The following is a 22,840-nucleotide window of genomic DNA, read 5'->3' on the forward strand; positions in this document are numbered from 1 at the left end:
TTGCGATGAGTGTTCACACAGATTGATACGGTTTAGATAAAGAAGAGTATCTTAGTGTCCCGTTCGTCTAGAGGCCTAGGACACTGCCCTTTCACGGCGGTAACAGGGGTTCGACTCCCCTACGGGATACCATTTCCTTGTGAAATAAAAAGGGGTCGTTAGCTCAGTTGGTAGAGCAGTTGACTTTTAATCAATTGGTCGCAGGTTCGAATCCTGCACGACCCACCATTCCTTCCATTAGGAATTAAAACTCAAGACTTGGGGCTATAGCTCAGCTGGGAGAGCGCCTGCCTTGCACGCAGGAGGTCAGCAGTTCGATCCTGCTTAGCTCCACCATTCTTGAATAATGGGCGATTAGCTCAGTTGGGAGAGCACCTGCCTTACAAGCAGGGGGGTCACTGGTTCGAACCCGGTATCGCCCACCATCTTTAAGCGCATTCCTTCATAAAGAAGAAATCAGTGCTCTTAAACATGGTTCATCTCATCAGAGATACGAATCTTGCTCTTTAACAATTTGGAAAGCTGACAAAATAATCTTTTGTTTATTCGTAAACGAAACATTATTTGTAAAGTTCTCAATGTATTCCGAACTGGAATACACCAACAACACATTCAAGTGTGCTTGGTAGAAACTTGTTTAACAAGTTTCAAAATTGAGTCCGGCAAAATCGACATGTCTCTCGCTCATTCAAATAATGAGAGACAACGAAACCTTGGTGACTTGGTTCATCAACTCGAAACTCCTTCGGGTTGTATGGTTAAGTGACTAAGCGTACACGGTGGATGCCTTGGCAGTCAGAGGCGATGAAGGACGTACTAACTTGCGATAAGCGTAGATGAGGCAGTAAGAGCCACTTGAGTCTACGATTTCCGAATGGGGAAACCCACCTGCATAAGCAGGTATCATTAACTGAATACATAGGTTAATGAAGCGAACCGGGGGAACTGAAACATCTAAGTACCCCGAGGAAAAGAAATCAATTGAGATTCCGAAAGTAGCGGCGAGCGAAATTGGATTAGCCCTTAAGCTTTATATGCGTCAGGTGAAGGTTCTGGAAAGGACCGCGAAACAGGGTGATAGCCCCGTAGCCGACAGCGTATGTTCAGTGAAATCGAGTAGGGCGGGACACGTGTTATCCTGTCTGAACATGGGGGGACCATCCTCCAAGGCTAAATACTCCTGACTGACCGATAGTGAACCAGTACCGTGAGGGAAAGGCGAAAAGAACCCCTGTGAGGGGAGTGAAATAGAACCTGAAACCGTGTACGTACAAGCAGTAGGAGCACCTTCGTGGTGTGACTGCGTACCTTTTGTATAATGGGTCAGCGACTTATATTCAGTGGCAAGGTTAACCATTTAGGGGAGCCGTAGGGAAACCGAGTCTTAACTGGGCGTTCAGTCTCTGGATATAGACCCGAAACCGAGTGATCTAGCCATGGGCAGGTTGAAGATTGAGTAACATCAATTGGAGGACCGAACCGACTAATGTTGAAAAATTAGCGGATGACTTGTGGCTAGGGGTGAAAGGCCAATCAAACTCGGAGATAGCTGGTTCTCCCCGAAAGCTATTTAGGTAGCGCCTCGGACGAATACTACTGGGGGTAGAGCACTGTTAAGGCTAGGGGGTCATCCCGACTTACCAACCCTTTGCAAACTCCGAATACCAGTAAGTACTATCCGGGAGACACACGGCGGGTGCTAACGTCCGTCGTGGAGAGGGAAACAACCCAGACCGCCAGCTAAGGTCCCAAATTACAGCTAAGTGGGAAACGATGTGGGAAGGCTCAGACAGCTAGGATGTTGGCTTAGAAGCAGCCATCATTTAAAGAAAGCGTAATAGCTCACTAGTCGAGTCGGCCTGCGCGGAAGATGTAACGGGGCTAAGCTGTAAACCGAAGCTGCGGCAATGCGATTTATCGTATTGGGTAGGGGAGCGTTCTGTAAGCCGTTGAAGGTGTGCTGTAAGGCATGCTGGAGGTATCAGAAGTGCGAATGCTGACATGAGTAACGATAAAGGGGGTGAAAAACCTCCTCGCCGGAAGACCAAGGGTTCCTGTCCAACGTTAATCGGGGCAGGGTAAGTCGACCCCTAAGGCGAGGCCGAAAGGCGTAGTCGATGGGAAACGGGTTAATATTCCCGTACTTCTTACAATTGCGATGGGGGGGACGGAGAAGGCTAGGTGGGCCTGGCGACGGTTGTCCAGGTTCAAGTGCGTAGGCTTGAGAGTTAGGTAAATCCGGCTCTCTATAAGGCTGAGACACGATGTCGAGTCACTACGGTGATGAAGTCATTGATGCCATGCTTCCAGGAAAAGCCTCTAAGCTTCAGATTGTAAGGAATCGTACCCCAAACCGACACAGGTGGTCGGGTAGAGAATACCAAGGCGCTTGAGAGAACTCGGGTGAAGGAACTAGGCAAAATGGTACCGTAACTTCGGGAGAAGGTACGCTTCTGACGGTGAAGTCCCTTGCGGATGGAGCTATTGGAAGTCGCAGATACCAGGTGGCTGCAACTGTTTATTAAAAACACAGCACTGTGCAAAATCGTAAGATGACGTATACGGTGTGACGCCTGCCCGGTGCCGGAAGGTTAATTGATGGGGTTAGACTTCGGTCGACGCTCTTGATCGAAGCCCCGGTAAACGGCGGCCGTAACTATAACGGTCCTAAGGTAGCGAAATTCCTTGTCGGGTAAGTTCCGACCTGCACGAATGGCGTAATGATGGCCACGCTGTCTCCACCCGAGACTCAGTGAAATTGAAATCGCTGTGAAGATGCAGTGTACCCGCGGCTAGACGGAAAGACCCCGTGAACCTTTACTACAGCTTGGCACTGAACATTGAACCTACATGTGTAGGATAGGTGGGAGGCTTTGAAGACGTGACGCCAGTTGCGTTGGAGCCGTCCTTGAAATACCACCCTTGTATGTTTGATGTTCTAACTCTGGACCGTTATCCGGTTCGAGGACAGTGCCTGGTGGGTAGTTTGACTGGGGCGGTCTCCTCCCAAAGAGTAACGGAGGAGCACGAAGGTGGGCTAATCACGGTTGGACATCGTGAGGTTAGTGCAATGGCATAAGCCCGCTTGACTGCGAGAATGACAATTCGAGCAGGTGCGAAAGCAGGTCATAGTGATCCGGTGGTTCTGAATGGAAGGGCCATCGCTCAACGGATAAAAGGTACTCCGGGGATAACAGGCTGATACCGCCCAAGAGTTCATATCGACGGCGGTGTTTGGCACCTCGATGTCGGCTCATCACATCCTGGGGCTGAAGTCGGTCCCAAGGGTATGGCTGTTCGCCATTTAAAGTGGTACGCGAGCTGGGTTTAGAACGTCGTGAGACAGTTCGGTCCCTATCTGCCGTGGGCGTTGGAAGATTGAAGGGGGCTGCTCCTAGTACGAGAGGACCGGAGTGGACGAACCTCTGGTGTTCGGGTTGTGTCGCCAGACGCATTGCCCGGTAGCTAAGTTCGGAATCGATAACCGCTGAAAGCATCTAAGCGGGAAGCGAGCCCTGAGATGAGTCTTCCCTGACACTTTAAGTGTCCTAAAGGGTTGTTCGAGACTAGAACGTTGATAGGCAGGGTGTGTAAGCGTTGTGAGGCGTTGAGCTAACCTGTACTAATTGCCCGTGAGGCTTAACCATACAACACCCAAGGGGTTTTGATGGACTCAATGACCAGTACATTGAATGTGTAAAGAGAACCTTTTTCGAAAGAACAGCTTTCCGAATTTTAAAATTTTGCTTGGCGACCATAGCGTTTTGGACCCACCTGACTCCATTCCGAACTCAGAAGTGAAACGAAACAGCGTCGATGGTAGTGTGGGGCCTCCCCATGTGAGAGTAGAACATCGCCAGGCTTTAACTTCTTGTTTTGAGTTTTTTTAAGCAAAAGCTCAAAGCAAAAAATGAAAAAGACTTTTATAGTCTGACCAATGCGGAGCGGTAGTTCAGTTGGTTAGAATACCGGCCTGTCACGCCGGGGGTCGCGGGTTCGAGTCCCGTCCGCTCCGCCACTTATTCGAAACCCTAGCAGCAATGCTAGGGTTTTCTCAAATCTGGTGTTTCATAATCTGCCAGAGACAATTTGGGTACCTATTTCTAGGGGTGTAGCTCCAATTGGCAGAGCAGCGGATTCCAAATCCGCGTGTTGGGAGTTCGAATCTCTCCACCCCTGCCATATTAAGAAGCCTCAGCAGTAATGCTGGGGCTTTTTTACGTTTAGAAGCACAAATACTTATCCAATCTACTCCCCATATCTGGCATATTTCTGCGTCCGGTCATTTACATTTTGTGGCCAATCAGTTTTATTACCAATATCAAGGTTATATTTATCAGGAATGGTTATGGAACTCACTCGGCGCCGCTTGCTGCAATTCGGTTCGGCGATTGGAATTGGAGCGGCGTTGCCAGCATGCTCTTTGCTGCGTCTTAGTTCAGACGAAGACAGTTATGTGTATCACCTGACCGCACAACCCGCTACCGCTGAGCTGGTTCCCGGTTATCAGACCGACGTCCTCGGTTTCAATGGTTCCATTCCGGCGCCGACGATTCGTTGTCGGCAGGGTAAAAAGGTGACCATCCATTTCACTAACAAACTGAACCAACCGACGACCATTCACTGGCATGGTTTGCGTATACCGATTGCGATGGATGGCGTCCCTTTCCTGAGTCAGGCTCCGATTATGCCGGGTGAGACTTTTACCTATGAGTTTACTCCGCCGGATGCGGGGACTTTCTGGTATCACCCGCATATGAACAGTGTCAATCAGCTGGGTATGGGGCTAGTTGGTATGCTGGTTGTGGAAGAAGCGGATCCGGTTGTGTTTGATCAGGAGTTTTCCCTGATGCTGAAACACTGGCACATCGATAAGCAGGGGCAGTGGAAACAGCGTATGATTCCACGCTACAGTGCTCGTATGGGGACTCCTGGCGAGTGGGGTACGGTTAACGGGCAGCATAACCCCCAGTACCCGATTAAGCACAATGCAACCGTGCGAGCGCGTATCGCCAATGTTGACAACACCATCACCTATCCGATAGCGGTGCAAGGCGTCGATGCCTGGATCGTGGCGATTGACGGCAACCCGATTACTACCCCGTATTTACTCAAAGAACACAAGATGGGCCCGGGGATGCGCCTGGATATCGCCTTCATTGCACCAGCCGCCGGGCAGACGGTTTACATTCGCCAGATGAAAGGTAAATTTGCGTTTCCGCTGTGTGAGTTTGTCAGTCAGGAATCCTGGCTGGCTGAGGAGAAATCGATTCCCCGTCTGCCATTAAATCCGATTCCTGAAGTGGACTTATATCGTGCCGAAGAGATCGATTTTGTCTTTGAGTGGGAAGGGGCGGTGACACCCGCAGATGAGTCCGGAAACGCGGTACCGGATTTCTGGTTGATCAATAAACGCGCCTGGGAAGGGATGAGTGCCGGTAATATTCCTAAGCCGCTTGCGACGCTGACGCGCGGTAAAAGCTATATTTTTAACCTGCGCAATGTTACTCAGTATCACCATCCGATTCACCTGCATGGTCATACCTTTACCGTGATTGAACTTAATGGTCAGCCTGTTAAAGAGCCGTTTCATACCGATACCGTGTTACTGGGCAAGAATGGTAGCGCCAAGGCGGCATTTGTGGCTGATAACCCGGGACGCTGGATGTATCACTGTCATGTGATAGAGCATATGCATACCGGGCTGATGGGCTATATTGAAGTGGTCTAGATGTGACTCCTGTAACTTTTTTAAAATCGGCTGTTTAATGTATCAGGCTACTGAAAAAGAAAACTATTTTTTCCTTTCTCCGCGCTGATCTTGAGCGATAAATCGTTACAATAGGTTACAAATTAGTACGGAGAGGTTACATGGGACAATTATCAATTTTGGGCCTGATAGCTTTAGGTGGGGCGATTGGTGCCTGCTCACGTTATCTGGTCTCAGAGTGGTGCATTACTTTATTCGGGCGCAGCTTTCCATACGGTACTCTGACCGTGAACATCGTAGGTTCTTTCATCATGGGATTATTGATTGCTGCGTTTGAAAATGAATGGCTGGCACCTTATCCGTGGCGTCAGGTGGTTGGGTTGGGATTTCTCGGTGCCTTGACTACTTTCTCGACCTTTTCAATGGATAACGTATTGATGATGCAACAGGGCGCTTTTGTGAAAATGGGCCTGAATGTATTGCTTAATGTCACGTTGAGTATTTCTGCTGCCTGGCTCGCTTACCAGTGGTTAGTTCGAGCCTGATTAAAAACTCGACATTAACACTTGGTTAACGCAACACGATTCTCTATAATCGATTCACTTGTCGGAGTGCCATAAGGCTGAGACCGTTTATTCGGGATCCGTTGAACCTGATCTGGTTAGTACCAGCGAAGGGAACAAGAGAAGACTTTCTCTGGCGATCTGTGGATCGTCATATCTTCAGTAACCAGATTTGTCTGCTTACCTCTTGTCGCAACTATCCGCCAAGCATTTATCCCTAAAATCCTAAAAGGAAAATGCTATGTCGTCGAATCGCAAACAAGCGAGACTGGAAGCTAAACAGTTTATTGAATCGCTTTCTGTTCAACCTTATCCCAATTCTCAAAAAAACATACGTCACCGGCTCTCGTCCGGACATTCGCGTGCCGATGCGTGAAATTTCTCTGGCTGACAGTCTGATCGGCGGCAGCAAAGAGCAGCCGGTTTACGAGCCTAATGAGCCGGTGAGTGTCTACGATACTTCCGGTGTGTACACCGATCCCGAGCATACCATTGACCTCTATCAAGGGCTGCCAAAGCTGCGTGCTGAATGGGTGGCGGAGCGCGACGATACCGAGCTGCTGGATGCGATGAGTTCCGAGTATGCCCGTGAGCGTCTGGCTGATGAAACACTAGATGAACTACGCTACGGCAATCTACCGCAGATTCGCCGCGCGAAAGCAGGTCAGTGCGTCACTCAACTGCATTATGCCCGTCAGGGAATGATTACCCCGGAAATGGAGTTTATCGCCATTCGGGAAAATATGGGCCGACGTCGTTACCAGGATGAGCAGCTTAATCAGCAACATCCGGGGCAAAACTTCGGCGCAAATCTGCCACGGGAAATTACGGCAGAATTTGTGCGTCGTGAAGTGGCCGAAGGACGAGCCATTATCCCGAGTAATATCAACCATCCTGAATCTGAACCTATGATCATCGGCCGTAACTTCCTGGTCAAAGTCAACGCCAACATCGGTAACTCTTCGGTCAGCTCCTCGATTGAAGAAGAAGTTGAGAAACTGGTGTGGGCGACGCGCTGGGGTGGTGATACCGTGATGGATCTGTCGACCGGACGTAATATTCATGAAACACGCGAATGGATTCTGCGTAACAGCCCGGTGCCGATTGGTACCGTACCTATGTATCAGGCGCTGGAAAAGGTCAACGGTATCGCTGAAAACCTGACCTGGGAAGTGATGCGTGACACCTTACTTGAACAAGCAGAGCAGGGGGTGGATTACTTTACTATCCATGCCGGTTTGTTGCTGCGCTATGTGCCTATGACTGCCAAACGGGTCACTGGCATTGTTTCCCGCGGTGGATCGATTATCGCCAAATGGTGTCTGGCACACCATGAAGAGAACTTCCTTTATACTCATTTTCGAGAGATTTGTGAGATCTGTGCCAAGTACGATGTGGCGTTGTCGCTGGGTGATGGCCTGCGTCCAGGATCGATCGCAGATGCTAATGATGAAGCTCAGTTTGCCGAGTTGCGTACTCTGGGTGAGCTGACTAAGGTGGCGTGGGAATACGATGTGCAGGTGATGATTGAAGGCCCGGGGCACGTTCCGATGCACATGATTAAAGCCAATATGGACGAGCAGCTGGAGCATTGTCATGAAGCGCCGTTCTACACCTTAGGCCCGCTAACTACGGATATTGCCCCGGGTTATGACCACATTACTTCCGGTATCGGTGCGGCGATGATTGGTTGGTTTGGTTGTGCGATGTTGTGCTACGTCACCCCTAAAGAGCACCTTGGCCTGCCGAATAAAGAGGATGTGAAGACTGGCCTGATTACCTACAAACTGGCCGCCCATGCTGCTGATTTGGCCAAAGGTCATCCTGGGGCGCAGATCCGTGATAATGCTCTGTCGAAGGCGCGTTTTGAGTTCCGCTGGGAAGACCAGTTTAACCTGGCGCTGGATCCGGTGACTGCCCGAGCTTTCCATGATGAAACCCTGCCGCAGGAGTCAGGTAAGGTTGCCCATTTCTGTTCGATGTGCGGTCCGAAATTCTGCTCGATGAAGATCTCCCAGGAGGTGCGCCGTACTTACGCTGATTACACGGCGTCGAGTAATGACGCGATGACAGTGACATTGCTGGATGATCCCCTGGAAGGGATGCGTCAGAAATCGCAGGAGTTTCTTAGCTCAGGTTCTCAGCTCTATCATCCGGCTGTGACCAGTCCAGAGAGCGTGGCTGAGGAGTAACCGTGAAATTACTGATCCCATCTCATTGTGTTGTGATGACGGGAGACGTGCAGCGGGTACTGTTACTTGCCAAACAACAAGGTTTGCATATCGATCACATTGAGTTGGGCGTTAGCCCAACTCAGTATTTCCACCTTGTTGCTGACACGACTCTTCGTTTATCAAGCAATCTGTTTGTATTAAATCACCTCTCGCTTGGCAGCGAGTCTGCTCCGGATCTTTGTATTGATTACATCGGCGCAGGCAGTCACTTGACCAGCTCACTATGCCCAGCAGTCGCTACGGTCGCTATCGGCGTAGCCGGTTGCAACGGGCTGGAAGATACCTGGTGGTATGGCGATGAACAGCGTCGGCTGATTCATCTGCGGGCATTAACCGCGCAGCAGCAACGACAACATCTGACCTGGCTGCTGAGTTTGCTCGCTCTTGATTTTGCCTTGGAGGATGCGTTGGTGCTGTCTCGGGCTGCACTCAATGTTTCACGTGAAACATGGCCGCGCGATTATCGCGATTTTCCCCAGCCGGAACCTCAGGCCATCTACCGTGGTGTTGCGCCGTTTGCGTTATTGGATAAAACATCGCTCGGGCTCTATCCGGTGGTGGATGACGTACGTTGGATTGCCACCTTGCTGCCGCTTGGCATCAAGACGATTCAGCTGCGCATCAAAGACCCCGCCCAAGCTGATCTGGAACAGCAGATTATCCAGGCGATAGCGTTGGGCCGCGAACATGGTGCCCAGGTGTTTATTAATGATTACTGGCAATTGGCCCTTAAACATCGGGCGTTTGGCGTCCATCTGGGGCAGGAAGATCTGCTGTGCGCCGATCTCGCTGCGTTATCTGCCGCCGGTATCTGCCTCGGATTGTCTACCCACGGCTATTTTGAACTGCTGCGTATCCAGCAGTTAGCACCGAGCTATATCGCGTTGGGGCATATTTTTCCCACCACCACCAAGCAAATGCCGTCCAAGCCGCAGGGGCTGGTACGACTGAAACTGTATCAAAGCTTGCTCGATAGTCTTCCTTATGGCGAGCATGTCGGAGTACCCAGCGTGGCGATTGGCGGTATTGATCGCAGCAACGCCGCTCAGGTTCTCGAGTGTGGGGTAAGCAGTATTGCTGTGGTCAGGGCAATTACCCAGGCTGAGGATGTCGGCCTGGCTGTTAGCCAACTGCAGCGGTTTCTTCCCGCGCCTGCGAGCGTGACGGAGGCCGGTGATGTTAAGTGATCAACAATTTATGCGCTATCAGCGTCAGGTTGCGTTACCGCAGATCGGTGAAGCGGGGCAGCAGCGTTTGCTCAACAGTCAGGTCCTGATTATTGGCTGTGGCGGATTGGGCAGCGCGGCGGCGCAGTTTCTCGCCGCCGCCGGGGTCGCAAGGCTGGTAATTGCCGACGATGATCAGGTCGCACTTTCCAATCTGCATCGTCAGTTGGCTTATCGCGTGCAGGATGTCGGCCAACCCAAAGTACGTGCTTTGGCGCGCAGTCTACAAGCACTCAATCCAGACTGTCAGGTACGTACGGTTGAGCGCTACATGGATGCCACCTTACTGAATCTGGAAGTGGGCTTAGCCGATGTGGTGCTCGACTGCAGCGACAATCTGCCGACACGTCACCAGGTTAACCGGGCTTGTCATCAGGCCGGAGTGTGTCTGATTTCAGGCTCGGCCATTGGCTGGGAGGGTCAGTTGATCCCGCTCGATTTTACTCAGCGTCCCCAGGGCTGCTATCAGTGTGTGGTACCCGAGCAGGAATCGGCGGCTGCGCTGCGCTGCTCCGACATGGGTGTGGCCGGCCCTGTGGTCGGCAGCATAGGTAACTTACAGGCTCTGCTCGCTGTGCAGAAATTAATTCAGCTTGAGGAGTTTCACAGTCACTACATGCAACGTTTCGATGCGCTGAGTATGCAGTGGCAAAAGTGGCAACTGATCGCCGATCCACACTGTTTACAGTGCGGGTGTGGCAAGGAATGAAGGTATGACTATCACCATCTTTATTAATCAGCAAGCACACCAGATTAAGGCGGCGACCAGTTTGCAGACACTGCAGCACGAACTGGGCCTACCGACACTAGGCTGTGTGTTTGCCATCAACCAACAAGTTATACCCAAAGGCTTATGGTCTGAGACGCTACTCAATCAGGGTGATCAGATCGCACTGTTTCAGGCCATCGCAGGAGGCTAATATTTATGTCTGTAACGAATTCTATATCTAAGCAATCCAAGCGCGAAATTTTAGCTGGCAATCCACCGCTGATTATCGCCAATCGCCAGTTCGATTCTCGCTTACTGACCGGAACCGGAAAGTTTTCTGATCGTAGCACTATGGCTAAAGCGATTGCTGTGAGTCAGTCTGAGCTGGTCACTATGGCACTCAAGCGGGTTGATCTCGAACAGCGTGATGACGACATTCTCGCACCGCTGATCGCCAGCGGGATGAACTTGTTGCCCAATACTTCCGGTGCCAAAACGGCGCAGGATGCGATCTATGCCGCACATCTGGCGCGCGAGGCGCTGGGTACTGAGTGGCTGAAACTGGAAATTCATCCCGATCCCAAGTATTTGATGCCGGACCCGATCGAAACTCTGAAGGCGGCCGAACAGTTGGTTAAAGACGGCTTTATTATCTTGCCTTACTGTCATGCCGACCCGGTGCTGTGCAAACGGCTGGAAGAGGTCGGTTGTGCGGCCGTCATGCCGCTGGGTGCGCCGATTGGGACCAATCAGGGACTAAGCTCAAAAACCTTCCTGGAGATTATCATCGACCAGGCGAACGTACCGGTCATTGTAGATGCCGGTATCGGTGCGCCATCGGATGCCGCGTTGGCGATGGAGATGGGCGCAGATGCGGTATTGGTCAATACCGCAATCGCCACGGCACGTGATCCGCTGGTGATGGCTAACGCGTTTCGGTTGGCAGTGGAAGCGGGCCGAATGGCTTATCTGTCTGGCCTGGCGACTCAGCAACAGAGCGCGTCTGCGTCGAGTCCGTTTACGGCATTCCTGGATAATTGAGCGGGATGATTGAGTATGAGTTTTATTGATCAATTTAACCAGCTCGGCTGGGATGATATTAAGTTGTCGGTGTATGCGAAAACCCGGCACGACGTAGAACGGGCACTGGCCAAAAGCAAACGCGATCTGGAAGATTTTAAAGCGCTGATTTCGCCTGCGGCGGAAGGGTATCTGGAACAGATGGCGCAGCTCTCTTACCAGGCGACCCGACGCCGTTTTGGCAATACGATGTCGTTCTACATTCCGCTCTATCTGTCCAACCTGTGTGCCAACGCATGTACTTATTGTGGCTTTTCGATGGAAAACCGCATTAAGCGTAAAACACTTAATGAGGAGGAAATCCGGGCTGAAATCGCCGCTATCAAGCAGATGAAATTTGATAGCGTATTGCTGGTGACTGGTGAGCATGAAACCAAAGTCGGCATGAACTACTTTCGGCATATGCTGCCGATCATTAAGCCGTCGTTTCACTATCTGGCGATGGAAGTGCAGCCACTGCAGCAGCAGGAGTATGCAGAACTCAAGACGTTGGGATTGGATGCCGTGATGGTTTATCAGGAGACGTATCATCCATCGACGTACGCCCAGCATCATCTGCGTGGTAACAAAATGGATTTCGAGTTTCGGCTTGAAACTCCAGATCGCCTGGCGCGAGCCGGGATAGATAAAATCGGTTTAGGCGCCCTGATTGGTTTAGAAGACTGGCGTACCGATTGCTTCTATGTTGCGGCCCATCTTGATTACCTGGAGCGGACTTACTGGCAGTCACGCTACTCGATTTCGTTTCCGCGCCTGCGGCCGTGTGAAGGGGCTTTGCAGCCTAAATCGGTGATGACGGACAAACAGTTGGTGCAGCTGATTTGCGCTTTTCGGTTGTTTAATTCTGAGGTTGAATTATCACTTTCCACCCGAGAAACGCCGGCCTTTCGCGATAATGTTGCACCGCTTGGCATAACCAGTTTGTCAGCGGCATCGAAAACCCAGCCCGGTGGCTATGCGGATCCGAAAGCGGAGCTGGAGCAGTTTGCTACCAGTGATGAACGTTCAGCGCTTATGGTAGAACAGGCGATGCAAGCGCGAGGTTTGCAGCCGGTCTGGCATGACTGGCATGCAGTCTATTCCGGTTAGCCTGAGGTTTGAATGACCCGGCTTATGTTTCACGTGAAACATACACAAATAAGGCGACCTCTGGTCGCCTTATTTGTGTGGCCGATGTGAGCAGTATTAGAATGAAGTCTTCATCAGGCAGCTTGTGCCTGGTGGTATTTACCCAGCAGAGCATGGTAAAAATCGTGATCGCTCAATGTACCGAGCAGACGATTTTCTTCCATCAGTAAAATAGGGTTACCAGTACGGTAGCGAATTTCAATCGCCTGACGCATATCAATGTCCGGGCTGGCCATGACCAATGTTTGTGGATTCAATGACTGCAGCGATAACTCAGCATGCCACTCAATCAGCTCAACCGGGCTATCGCCACACACAACCCATTGTTGTTGCTGTTGCTCAACCCACAGATCTGACTGCTGGCAGATTTGCCAGCGCCCATTGTCCTGAACCAGGCTGTCGCTGCTGTTCATCAGCGAACGGCCTTTGAGCACATTGAGCGGATTAGTGTGGGCGACAAAATCTTTCACGTATTGCGTTTCCGGCGTCAGGACTATCTGTTCCGGCTTGCCATACTGAATCAACTTGCCGGATTCCATAATCGCAATACGTGAGCCGATTTTCAGCGCTTCATCGAGATCATGACTGACGAAGATGATGGTCTTATTGAGCTGCTTTTGCAGCAGCAGCAATTCATCCTGCAGCTGGCTGCGGATCAGGGATCGAGAGCCGAGAAAGGTTCGTCCATCAACAGAATGTCGCTGTCCATGGCGAAGGCGCGCGCCAGACCGACCCGTTGCTGCATACCACCGGACAGCTCATGAGGCAGTTTGTTTTCCCATTCGGCCAGGCCGACCATGGCCAGTTTTTCCCGTGCCTGGGCACGGCGTTGCTGTTTGCCGATGCCTTGCATTTCCAGGCCAAATGCCACGTTATCCAGCACGCTCAGCCACGGCATGAGGGCAAATTTCTGAAATACCATTGAGACTTTGTTGGTGCGCAGATGGCGCAGCGTATCGGCGTCGCACTGCGCCAGGTCGATACTTTGTTCACCATCCTGGATTTTCAGAGCGCCGCGCGTGACCGGGTTGAGGCCGTTAACCGCGCGCAGCAGGCTGGATTTACCTGAGCCGGACAGACCCATCAGCACGCAGATTTCACCTTGTTGCACATCGAGTGTCACATTATCAACGCCGACCACCAGACCGGTCTGGTCGATGATCTCCTGGCGGCTTTTGCCCTGATCGAGCAGTTCCAGAGCCGGTGCTGTGTTTTGGCCAAACACCACGTCGAGATTTTCAATACTGATCGCTGGCATGATTATGCCTCCTTGCTGTTAGGTGCTTTACACAGACGGTCGAGAATAATAGCGACCAGGACAATCGCCAGACCGGCTTCAAACCCTTGGGAAATATTGACCGTATTGAGGGCACGAATAACGGGTTTGCCCAGGCCATCTGCGCCGACCAAGGCGGCAATAACTACCATCGACAGTGACAACATAATGCATTGGGTAATGCCGGCCATGATGCTCGGCAGGGCGGCCGGTAGTTCCACTTTGAACAGCAGTTTCATCCGGCTGGCTCCGAAAGCTTTACCGGCCTCGATCAGTTCTTCCGGCACTTTAGTGACGCCAAGATAGGTGAGGCGGATTGGAGCGGCTATGGCGAAAATGATGGTGGAAATCAGTCCGGGCACAATGCCCAGTCCGAACAGAACCAGCGTCGGGATCAGATAAACGAATGTAGGTACCGTCTGCATCAGATCCAGAATCGGGCGCAGTACGGTATACAGCCATGGTCGGTGCGCAGCCATGATGCCAAGCGGAACGCCGAGCAGAACCGAAATCGTAGTGGCGGCAAAGACCAGTACAAAGGTTTCCAGCATCTCCTGCCAGTAGCCCAGGTTAAGGATCAGCAGCAGCGCGGCAATAATAAACACCACCAGGGAAAGGCTGCGGTGCAGCCACCAGGCCAGTGCTGCGGTGATAATGATAGGGACCGCTGGCGGGAACCATTTGAAGACATCGACTAACACCATGATGATGTTTTCCAGTACGAAAGAGATGGTATCGAATACGCCCGAAGCATGCAGAGTCAGCCAGTCCACACCGGCTTCCATCCAGTGGCCCAACGGAATTTTGTGATCGCTAATCATAGTGTGCAGTTCCTTATAGCGGGTGGCTTGTGCCACCCGGCGGGGTTATACGTCAGAGTTGAGATAATCAGTTACGGCTTTCTCCGCAGGCTTGCCATCACGCGTGGTGACATCTTTCAGCCACGGGGTCAGCACGTCAGGATGCTGACGCAACCAATCTTTGGCGGCTTGTTCCGGGCGCTGGCCCTGATTGAGGATGGCTTCCATCAGGCTGTTTTCCATCTCAAGACTGAACTGCAGATTACTGAGCAACTGGCCGACATTCGGGCACTGTTGGGTATAGTCATGGCGCACGTTGGTGTAGACGTTGGCACCGCCATAATTAGGGCCGAAGTAGTCATCACCGCCGCTGAGGTATTCCATCTCAACATTGCTGTTCATCGGGTGCGGCGCCCAGCCGAGGAAAGCTATCCATTGCTGGCGGCGTACCGCCCGCTTGACCTGCGAGACCATGCCGGCTTCGCTCGATTCCACCAGATCAAATTGCTTGAGGTCGAACGCATTGTTGTCAATCATTGACTGGATCAGGCGGTTACCATCGTTGCCCGGCTCGATGCCGTAGATGCGGTGTTTAAACTGATCGGCATGCTTGGCAAGATCGGCAAATGACTTAACCCCGGCGTCATACACGTACTTAGGTACGGCCAGGGTGTACTTGGCACCTTCGAGATTGGCACGAATGGTTTGTACGCTGCCGTTGTCACGGTACTTGGCAATATCGCCTTCCATGGTTGGCATCCAGTTACCGAGAAAGACATCGATGTCGCCGTTGGCCATGGAAGAATAGGTCACCGGTACCGACAACAGATCGGTCTTGGTCTGATAGCCCAGGCCGTGCAGCAGCTCAGTGGTCACGGCTGTCGTTGAGGTGATATCGGTCCAGCCGACATCGGCAAAACGAACGGTGTCGCAGCTGTTGGCATAGGCGTTGATTGACAGCAGTGTGGCTGCTGAGAAGGTCATGACTTTACGCATTGAACTGTCCTTATTTTATCATTAATTCCACACCGGACTGCGTGTCTAGCGCACGCTGCGGTGGTGTTTCTCTTTGTTGGGTCTGCCAGTGCGCAGCGATCCACACCGGCTCTGGTTCGGCAGGAAGCGGCGCAGTCCCGAGTAGCATGTCGGCAGCGCGCTCGGCGACCATAATGGTTGGCGCATTGAGGTTACCGTTAGGAATGGTCGGGAACACGGAGGAGTCGACCACCCGCAAGCTGGCAATGCCGCGTACCCGGCACGCTTCATCCAGCACCGCCATTGCATCATCGGCTGCCCCCATTTTGCAGCTGCATGACGGGTGGTAAGCACTCTCGACATTCTGTTTTACCCAGGCATCGATTTCGGCATCAGTGCTGATGGTGTTGCCTGGCTGGATTTCAGCGCCGCGATACTCATCCAGCGCTTGCTGGGCGAGGATTTCACGCGTGAGGCGGATACAGTCACGCCAGTCCTGGATATCTTGCTGTTCAGACAGATAACGGAACAGAATGGCCGGTTTATCGGCCGGATCGGCGGAGCGAATCCACACCCGGCCGCGACTGAGTGGCTTATTCGGGCCGACATGGACCTGAAAGCCGTGACCGTCGAAGGCGGTGCGACCGTCATACCGCATGGCGGCTGGTAAAAAATGGTATTGCAGATTGGGCCATTTCAGTCCGGCCCGCGAGCGGATAAAGGCGCATGACTCGAAATGATTGGTGGCACCCAGGCCTTGCTTGGTCAGCAGCCACTGCGCCCCGATCATGCCTTTACTGACCAGGCCCAGTTTGCTGTTAAGGGTGATCGGCTGCTGACAGCGATACTGGAAATAGATTTCCAGGTGATCCTGCAGGTTTTCACCCACTCCGGGTAATTCATGTTCCACTTTGACACCGGCATTTTCCAGCACGTCACGCGGGCCGATACCAGACAGCTGCAACAGCTGTGGTGAGCCGATGGAGCCAGCGCACGACACGACTTCCTGTGTTGCTGTGGCGGTTTCAATCCGGCCATTACGTTCAAACTCGACTCCGACCGCACATTTGTTTTTCAGCAGGATTTTACGCGTCAGTACTCCTTTGAGCAGAGTCAGGTTAGGACGCTTGAGCGCACGGCGCAGATAGGCGTTGGAGGTTGAGGCGCGTACGCCGTTATCCACCGTCATATGCATGGCGCCAAAGCCTTCCTGCTGGTAGCCGTTGTAATCTTTGGTGTACGGATAACCGGCTTGCTGCCCGGCATCGATGAAAGCCTGGTAGAGCGGGTTGAGTTCCATATCGTTGCCGTTACAGGTCGCCAGCGGGCCGTCACCGCCGCGGTACTCATCAGCGCCGCCGCTCCAGGTTTCTGCCTTCTTAAAATAAGGCAGGCAGGAGGCGTAATCCCAACCGGCCGCTCCCTGCTGTTGCCATTCATCAAAGTCACAGGCGTGACCACGGACATACACCATGCCGTTGATCGATGAACTGCCACCCAGCACTTTGCCGCGCGGGCAGTGCAGGGTCCGTCCGTCCAGACCAGGTTCGGGCAGGGATTCAAACTGCCAGGCATATTTGGCACTGTTCATCGGGTATGAGAGTGCTGTCGGCATCTGGATGAAGACACTTTTGTCGCCTCCGCCGGCCTCAAGCAGCAATACGGAATGTTCCCCGCTGGCGCTGAGGCGATCGGCCAGTACGCAGCCTGCCGATCCGGCGCCGATAATGATGTAATCAAATGTCTGGGTCATAACTGCTCCTCAGGCGTACGGGCCGGCAAAATCGTCCAGCTCAATCAGGACGCTTTTGGTCTGGGTGTAGTGGCTCAGGGTTTCCATGCCGTTCTCGCGTCCGACACCGGACTGTTTGTAACCGCCGACCGGCATGGGTGCCGGAGAGTCACCCCAGGTGTTAACCCAGCAGATACCGGCTTGCAGCTGGTGGATCACGCGGTGCGCGCGTGACAGGTTCTGGGTGAATACGCCGGCGGCCAGGCCATAGTGGGTGTGATTGGCGCGGCGGATCACTTCCTGTTCATCACTGAACTTGAGTACCGCCATCACAGGGCCAAAGATTTCCTGCTGCACGAACGCCATATCGTCGCTGCAGTCGGTAAACACAGTGGGAGCGACGAAGTTACCATTGGCCAGACCGTTATCGGTGACCTGATAGCCGCCGGTCAGCAAGGTGGCGCCGCTGGTTTTGGCGCTTTGGATTGCGTCCAGAACCTTGTGCATATGATCGCGCGAGATCAATGCACCGATTTGAGTGCGCGGATCCTGCGGATCGCCGACGATCAGTTTTTCGCTGCGGATTTTGAGCTGATCAATGAAATCGTCGTACAGACTTTCATGGACAAAAACCCGGGTTCCGTTAGTACACACTTCGCCCTGAGTGTAGAAGTTTGCCACCATGGCCGCTGATACTGCCTGGTCGAGCTTGGCATCTTCGAACACCAGCAGTGGCGATTTACCACCCAGCTCCATGGTGACCGATTTGAGGCTGCGCGCACTGTCTGCCATGACCGCCTTACCTGTACCGGTTTCACCAGTAAAGGACACCTTGGCGATCGCCGGGTGGGCGGTCAGCATCTGGCCGACACGACCGTCCCCCTGGACGACGTTAAATACCCCGTCCGGCAGGCCGGCTTCGCTGAAAATCTGTGCCAGCTTCAGCGCTGTCAGCGGTGTTTCTTCCGAAGGCTTGAAGATCATCGCATTGCCTGCTGCCAGCGCAGGGGCCGCTTTCCACATTGCAATTTGAATCGGGTAGTTCCAGGCGCCGATACCGGCACAGATACCGAGTGGCTCTTTGCGGGTGTAAAAAAACTGATTGGCGCTGAGCGGTTGCTGTTCACCCTGCAGAGCGGGTGCCAGACCCGCAAAATATTCAATCACATCGGCACCAGTGGCGATGTCGACACAGTCTGCTTCCTGAATCGGCTTCCCGGTATCGAGCACTTCCAGTTGCGCCAGTTCATCGTTACGCTCGCGCAGTATACGCACTGCGTTGAGCAGGATTCGGCTGCGTTCCACCGCGCTCATCGCCGACCAGACAGCAAATCCGGCCTGGGCGGATTCGATTGCCTGTTGCACGTCCTGCTCGCTGGCGAGCCCCAAAACAGCCAGTGGCTGACCCGTTGCCGGGTTATATGAGGTAAAGGTTTCCCCGGACGACGCGCGTTGCAGCGAGCCGCCTATATAAAGTGATGCTTGTTCCATGTGAAGACCTTGTGGTTAAAGACCTAATTTGTCATCGGTGCGTGTTGCGCCAGTTGTATGTCTAGGTAATCGTTAATTAACAGTCGGGCTTGCTCGGCATTGATCCCGGCAGGGTTCAGTGCGCCGCGCAGCCAGATTCCATCAATCAGAGCCGCGATGCCGTGGGCCACCTGGTTAGCGCGGTGGCGGGGCAGAAGAGAATTCAATTCAATTTTAAGATGTGAGAGCAGACGCTTTTCGTTGACACGTTGTAAACGATGTAATTGTTCGTCATGCATCGAATAGGTCCAGAAGGCGAGCCAGGTTTTCACGACCTGACTTTCGGCCTGAAAGCCTAAGAAGTTGGCATTGACGATGGCATTGATACGCGCCTGATGATCATTTTTCGGCAGTTTGGCCAGTGCCTGAGTTACGGTAATCGAATGTTGGCGCAATATGGCGCGCATGGTTTCTTCCAGCAGGCCATGTTTGCCACCAAAGTAGTGATTGATGATCCCGGTTGAGACGCCGGCCTCGCGGCTGATCAGTGCGATGCTGGCCGCATGTAATCCCACTCGCTCGATGACTGCCATCGTGGCCTGAACCAACTGTGGCTTGCGTATGTCTGGCATTCCTACCTTGGGCATCTGCACTCCTTATCATTTTTAATTGAACGATTAGTTAAATATAACTTAGCCAAAAAATAATTAGATCTCAAATCAAATTGTTGAGTATTTAGTGTTCTATATGGTGTGGTTTTATATTTTATTTAAATAAAAACAATCTATTAACCAGTAAATATTTTTTTGATTCGAGGTGGAAAGTTTTGAATTGTATACAAGTGACAAAAAGTGACAGGCAAAAAATCCCCGAGCGGCAAGGCTCAGGGATGAACAGTCGGATGGGACGGGTTATGGATGCTGCAGTGGCTGGGTGGCCTGTTGCAGCCAGGCTTTCACCTCTCCGTCGACTAACGGACTGACTTCCTGCCACACCGTTTGATGATAGTGGTTGAGCCATGTCAGCTCAGGCTTGGTCAGCATGTTGATGTTAATCGCGCGCACATCGATCGGGCAGCGGGTCAGCGACTGAAAACCGAGGACGGAAAAATCACCCTGAGTGGCAAATTCGCTGACCAGCTCGAGGTTTTCTATCCGGATACCAAAACCGTCAGCTCGGTAGTAACCCGGCTCGTTCGACACCACCATACCGGGGCGCAGTGCGACCGGGTTATGGACTTTGCTGATGCGCTGTGGCCCCTCGTGGACACTGAGGGAAATGGCCGACACCGTGGCCGGTGCCGTGATCATAATCGTAACCGTGCGCCCACAGGTGCTGACGCGCCAGCGCATCGAGCTGGTGGCCGCAGGTCCCTTGCGGGAAGCGTGCTGTCGCCAGAGCAATGTGGCCTTTCAGGACTAGGGTGAACTGCTGTTTCATCTCGTCACTGACTTCGCCGATGGCGATGGTACGGGTGATGTCTGTGGTGCCGTCACTGTACTGGCCGCCTGAATCGACCAGATAGAGGCTGTTCATGCTCAGCTGACCCGGCTGTGGCTGGTTGATGTGATTGTAGTGACACATGGCGGCATTACTGCCAGCCGCGGAGATGGTATCAAAACTCAAATCGGCCAGGCTCGGATCGAGTTCGCGCAAGGCTTGCAGTTTATCGGCCAGTGCCGCTTCATCATGCAGACGTCCGGCGGCGACTTCGCTGTCGAGCCAGGCGAGAAATTTCGCCATCGCCGCGCCATCCCGGATATGGCACGCTTTCATACCGGCCACTTCCGTGGCGTTCTTGGCCGCTTTAGGCAGCAGACAAGGGTCGGCGTCACTGACTAGCTCAGCACCCGCGTTTTGCAGGGTGAGGGTAAACCAGGCATTGCTGGTGGCGGGATCCACCAACACGCGGCGTCCGCTCAGGGCTGCGAGCTGCTCGGGCAGAGCTTCAGGTGGATGGACACGAACCCCCAGACCGACGTGTTCGGCAAAACCTTGTGCCAGACGAGCCGGGTCGAGGAAGAAATCAACGCTGGCATCAGCATGGATGATGGCGTGTGACAGCAGAACCGGCAGGCGGGACACGTCCAGGCCACGAATATTCAGCAACCAGCAGATGGAATCAAGTTCGGTTAAAATGGCGCTATCTACAGTCTTTTTACGCAGAATTTCGGCGATTGTGTGGCGTTTTTCGCTGCTGGATGTGCCGACCAGTTCGTTGCCCATCAGGCGCATCGCAGAGACCAGAGGCTGCGGACGGTCATGCCACAGCTGATCAATCGCGTTGTGGTCATTGGCAATAAGCTGCAGTTCGCTGCCCAGTGTGGTTTGTGCCGCTGTCAGCCAGCTGGCGCGGTGCATACGCGGGTCATAACCGATTTTACTGCCTGTCGGCAGGCTCTGTTTCAGCCAGGCCAGGTAGGGCTCTTCAATCAGGTGACGGTATTCAAACCACTGCGCCGGAACCTGTTTGCGTACCTGAACGGTGTAGCGGCCATCGACGAAAATCGCCGCTTTGTCCCGGGTGATCACGGCGGCACCTGCCGAGCCGGTAAAACCGGTCAGCCAGTGCAGGCGTTCATTGTGGGCCGGCACATATTCGCCGAGGTATTCATCTTCGTGAGGGACGATCAGAGCGTCCAGACCCTGCTGGGTCAGCCAGTCACGCAGGGCGGTGACGCGTTGGGAAATAGAATCGGGCATCTGTGATTATCCTTATTAACATCCTTACTTATGGTGCATGGATTGCACGTCCGGGACGGAGCGAAATAAGCTACTCCTTTTATTATGACTGTGCAAATGTACGCCATGCGGGGTGTTGAATGATTTATCAGCCGGGTGACTGACTTTTCTAGCGCTTTACTGACTTTGGCGCAGGTGCAACGTTTTACTGTAAATGATCTGGCGCAGCCAGCTCAGCGCCGGGTCGTTATCACGGTCGCGGTGCCAGAATAAAGTATACGCCATCGGCGGGAATTCGAGCGGCAGGGGCAGTACGGCCAGCCCCATCTGCTGTGCCACCAACTGGGTAAAATGGCTTGGCGCAGTGAAGACAAAGTCGGTGTAGGTGCACAGACTGGCGGCGCTGTTAAAGTCCGGCACAGTTATGGCAATGTCACGTTCCAGCCCCTGATCGGCGAGGCGGTAGTCGAGCAGCCAGCGATCATTGCCGTCACAGCGCACCTGAACATGACGCAGCGCCAGATATTGCTGCAGATTCCACGGCTGCTGCAGCACCGGATGGTCACGGCGTACCACACACATCTGGCTGTCGCGATAAATTTCCTGCTCGCAGATATCGCTCGGCGGCAACATGGTCAGACGGGCATCATTAATATCGATGTCTTTGCCGGTCAGGCCCAAATCCAGTTCACCCAGTTGCAGTTTTTTAAAGGTCTGCTCGCTCCAGGTGTGAGTACTGATATTGATGTTCGGTCCCTGATTGAAAATGGCCGGTAAAAAGTGGGGCAGAATCAGTGAGTAGACACTCTCTACGGCGGCAATGTGAAAGCGGTATTCGCTCGATTTAGGGCAGAACTGCTCCGGCTGGGTGATCAGTTCGAGCTGATTAACCAGAATATCCAGCTTGGGCTGCAGAAACACCACTTTTGGTGTCGGTTTGAGACCGTGTGAGGTGCGTACGAAAAGAGGGTCGTTGAACTGCTCGCGCAGTTTAGCCAGTGATTTGCTGACCGCTGACTGGCTCAGGCATAACCGGTGGGCAGCACGGGTGACATTGAGTTCTTCACTGAGCACTTTCAGGCACACCAGCAGGTTGAGATCGATGCGGGCTAGCTTTTCAATCTTCATCTGATTTTCCTAAATGGAATAATAGGGATGATTATAAGCCATTTTTACTCATATCATGCCTGGTTTATAGTCCACGGCGAGATCTTAATCACTGAAGTTGGAGTAAACGTGAGCGTGACGCAATCTG

At 52.9% G+C, this 22,840-nt stretch carries 13 protein-coding genes, 6 tRNA genes, 2 rRNA genes, 3 pseudogenes and 1 riboswitch; of the genes and pseudogenes, 16 read left to right on the plus strand and 8 right to left on the minus strand.

Annotation, left to right across the window (positions count from 1 at the left end):
• Nucleotides 1-56 precede the first annotated feature (56 nt).
• The 16 genes and pseudogenes from KNV97_RS18905 to thiH all read left to right on the plus strand — a co-directional run bounded on the left by KNV97_RS18905 (nucleotide 57) and on the right by thiH (nucleotide 12,611).
• Nucleotides 57-132: transfer RNA gene (locus tag KNV97_RS18905), tRNA-Glu, on the plus strand.
• 20 nt (nucleotides 133-152) lie between these two features.
• A tRNA-Lys gene (locus KNV97_RS18910) sits at nucleotides 153-228 on the plus strand.
• Between the two features lie 32 nt (nucleotides 229-260).
• Nucleotides 261-336: transfer RNA gene (locus tag KNV97_RS18915), tRNA-Ala, on the plus strand.
• 12 nt (nucleotides 337-348) lie between these two features.
• Nucleotides 349-425, plus strand: a tRNA-Val gene (locus KNV97_RS18920).
• A gap of 331 nt (nucleotides 426-756) precedes the next feature.
• Nucleotides 757-3,647: ribosomal RNA gene (locus KNV97_RS18925) — 23S ribosomal RNA — on the plus strand.
• Between the two features lie 99 nt (nucleotides 3,648-3,746).
• A 5S ribosomal RNA gene (rrf, locus tag KNV97_RS18930) occupies nucleotides 3,747-3,862 on the plus strand.
• A 79-nt stretch (nucleotides 3,863-3,941) separates the two neighbouring features.
• Nucleotides 3,942-4,018: transfer RNA gene (locus KNV97_RS18935), tRNA-Asp, on the plus strand.
• 87 nt (nucleotides 4,019-4,105) lie between these two features.
• Nucleotides 4,106-4,182, plus strand: a tRNA-Trp gene (locus tag KNV97_RS18940).
• Nucleotides 4,183-4,348: 166 nt separating this feature from the next.
• Nucleotides 4,349-5,731 (plus strand): multicopper oxidase family protein, encoded by a 1,383-nt coding sequence (locus tag KNV97_RS18945; RefSeq protein ID WP_136487256.1) that lies wholly within the window; start codon nucleotides 4,349-4,351, stop codon nucleotides 5,729-5,731.
• 140 nt (nucleotides 5,732-5,871) lie between these two features.
• Nucleotides 5,872-6,255: a fluoride efflux transporter CrcB gene (gene crcB, locus KNV97_RS18950; protein ID WP_136487257.1), complete on the plus strand. Its 384-nt coding sequence runs from the start codon at nucleotides 5,872-5,874 to the stop codon at nucleotides 6,253-6,255.
• 52 nt (nucleotides 6,256-6,307) lie between these two features.
• Nucleotides 6,308-6,406: riboswitch (TPP riboswitch) on the plus strand.
• Nucleotides 6,407-6,514: 108 nt separating this feature from the next.
• Nucleotides 6,515-8,465, plus strand: a pseudogene (gene thiC, locus KNV97_RS18955) (phosphomethylpyrimidine synthase ThiC).
• 35 nt (nucleotides 8,466-8,500) lie between these two features.
• The gene (locus KNV97_RS18960) at nucleotides 8,501-9,694 is read left to right on the plus strand and encodes a thiamine phosphate synthase (protein ID WP_256613004.1); all 1,194 of its coding nucleotides are present in this window, start codon (nucleotides 8,501-8,503) and stop codon (nucleotides 9,692-9,694) included.
• A complete protein-coding gene (locus KNV97_RS18965) occupies nucleotides 9,684-10,442 on the plus strand; it encodes a HesA/MoeB/ThiF family protein (protein WP_136487260.1) in 759 nt (252 codons plus the stop codon). Before KNV97_RS18960 ends, KNV97_RS18965 begins: the two co-directional genes overlap by 11 nt.
• A 4-nt stretch (nucleotides 10,443-10,446) precedes the next feature.
• On the plus strand, nucleotides 10,447-10,653 hold the full coding sequence (gene thiS / locus KNV97_RS18970; protein WP_136487261.1) for a sulfur carrier protein ThiS: 207 nt from the start codon (nucleotides 10,447-10,449) through the stop codon (nucleotides 10,651-10,653).
• Nucleotides 10,654-10,658: 5 nt separating this feature from the next.
• Nucleotides 10,659-11,483, plus strand: coding sequence for a thiazole synthase (locus KNV97_RS18975; RefSeq protein ID WP_218562579.1), 825 nt, complete (start codon nucleotides 10,659-10,661; stop codon nucleotides 11,481-11,483).
• A gap of 15 nt (nucleotides 11,484-11,498) precedes the next feature.
• Nucleotides 11,499-12,611 (plus strand): 2-iminoacetate synthase ThiH, encoded by a 1,113-nt coding sequence (gene thiH / locus KNV97_RS18980; RefSeq protein WP_136487263.1) that lies wholly within the window; start codon nucleotides 11,499-11,501, stop codon nucleotides 12,609-12,611.
• Nucleotides 12,612-12,724: 113 nt separating this feature from the next.
• Here thiH and choV read toward each other — a convergent pair.
• From choV to KNV97_RS19020, 8 genes and pseudogenes are all read right to left on the minus strand, one after another.
• Nucleotides 12,725-13,908 (minus strand): annotated as a pseudogene (gene choV, locus KNV97_RS18985) (choline ABC transporter ATP-binding protein).
• Nucleotides 13,909-13,910: 2 nt separating this feature from the next.
• Nucleotides 13,911-14,747: a choline ABC transporter permease subunit gene (gene choW / locus KNV97_RS18990; RefSeq protein WP_136487265.1), complete on the minus strand. Its 837-nt coding sequence runs from the start codon at nucleotides 14,745-14,747 to the stop codon at nucleotides 13,911-13,913.
• Nucleotides 14,748-14,792: 45 nt separating this feature from the next.
• Nucleotides 14,793-15,722: a choline ABC transporter substrate-binding protein gene (locus KNV97_RS18995; protein ID WP_136487266.1), complete on the minus strand. Its 930-nt coding sequence runs from the start codon at nucleotides 15,720-15,722 to the stop codon at nucleotides 14,793-14,795.
• 10 nt (nucleotides 15,723-15,732) lie between these two features.
• The gene (gene betA / locus KNV97_RS19000) at nucleotides 15,733-17,454 is read right to left on the minus strand and encodes a choline dehydrogenase (RefSeq protein ID WP_218562580.1); all 1,722 of its coding nucleotides are present in this window, start codon (nucleotides 17,452-17,454) and stop codon (nucleotides 15,733-15,735) included.
• Between the two features lie 9 nt (nucleotides 17,455-17,463).
• On the minus strand, nucleotides 17,464-18,924 hold the full coding sequence (gene betB, locus KNV97_RS19005) for a betaine-aldehyde dehydrogenase (protein WP_136487268.1): 1,461 nt from the start codon (nucleotides 18,922-18,924) through the stop codon (nucleotides 17,464-17,466).
• 23 nt (nucleotides 18,925-18,947) lie between these two features.
• Nucleotides 18,948-19,550 (minus strand): transcriptional regulator BetI, encoded by a 603-nt coding sequence (betI, locus tag KNV97_RS19010; RefSeq protein ID WP_218562581.1) that lies wholly within the window; start codon nucleotides 19,548-19,550, stop codon nucleotides 18,948-18,950.
• Between the two features lie 264 nt (nucleotides 19,551-19,814).
• Nucleotides 19,815-21,606: pseudogene (locus tag KNV97_RS19015) on the minus strand (aminopeptidase P family protein).
• A gap of 156 nt (nucleotides 21,607-21,762) precedes the next feature.
• Nucleotides 21,763-22,713, minus strand: coding sequence for a LysR family transcriptional regulator (locus KNV97_RS19020; protein WP_136487271.1), 951 nt, complete (start codon nucleotides 22,711-22,713; stop codon nucleotides 21,763-21,765).
• Between the last annotated feature and the right edge of the window lie 127 nt (nucleotides 22,714-22,840).

This window comes from Vibrio ostreae, from assembly GCF_019226825.1.
GTDB classification, from domain to species: domain Bacteria; phylum Pseudomonadota; class Gammaproteobacteria; order Enterobacterales; family Vibrionaceae; genus Vibrio; species Vibrio ostreae.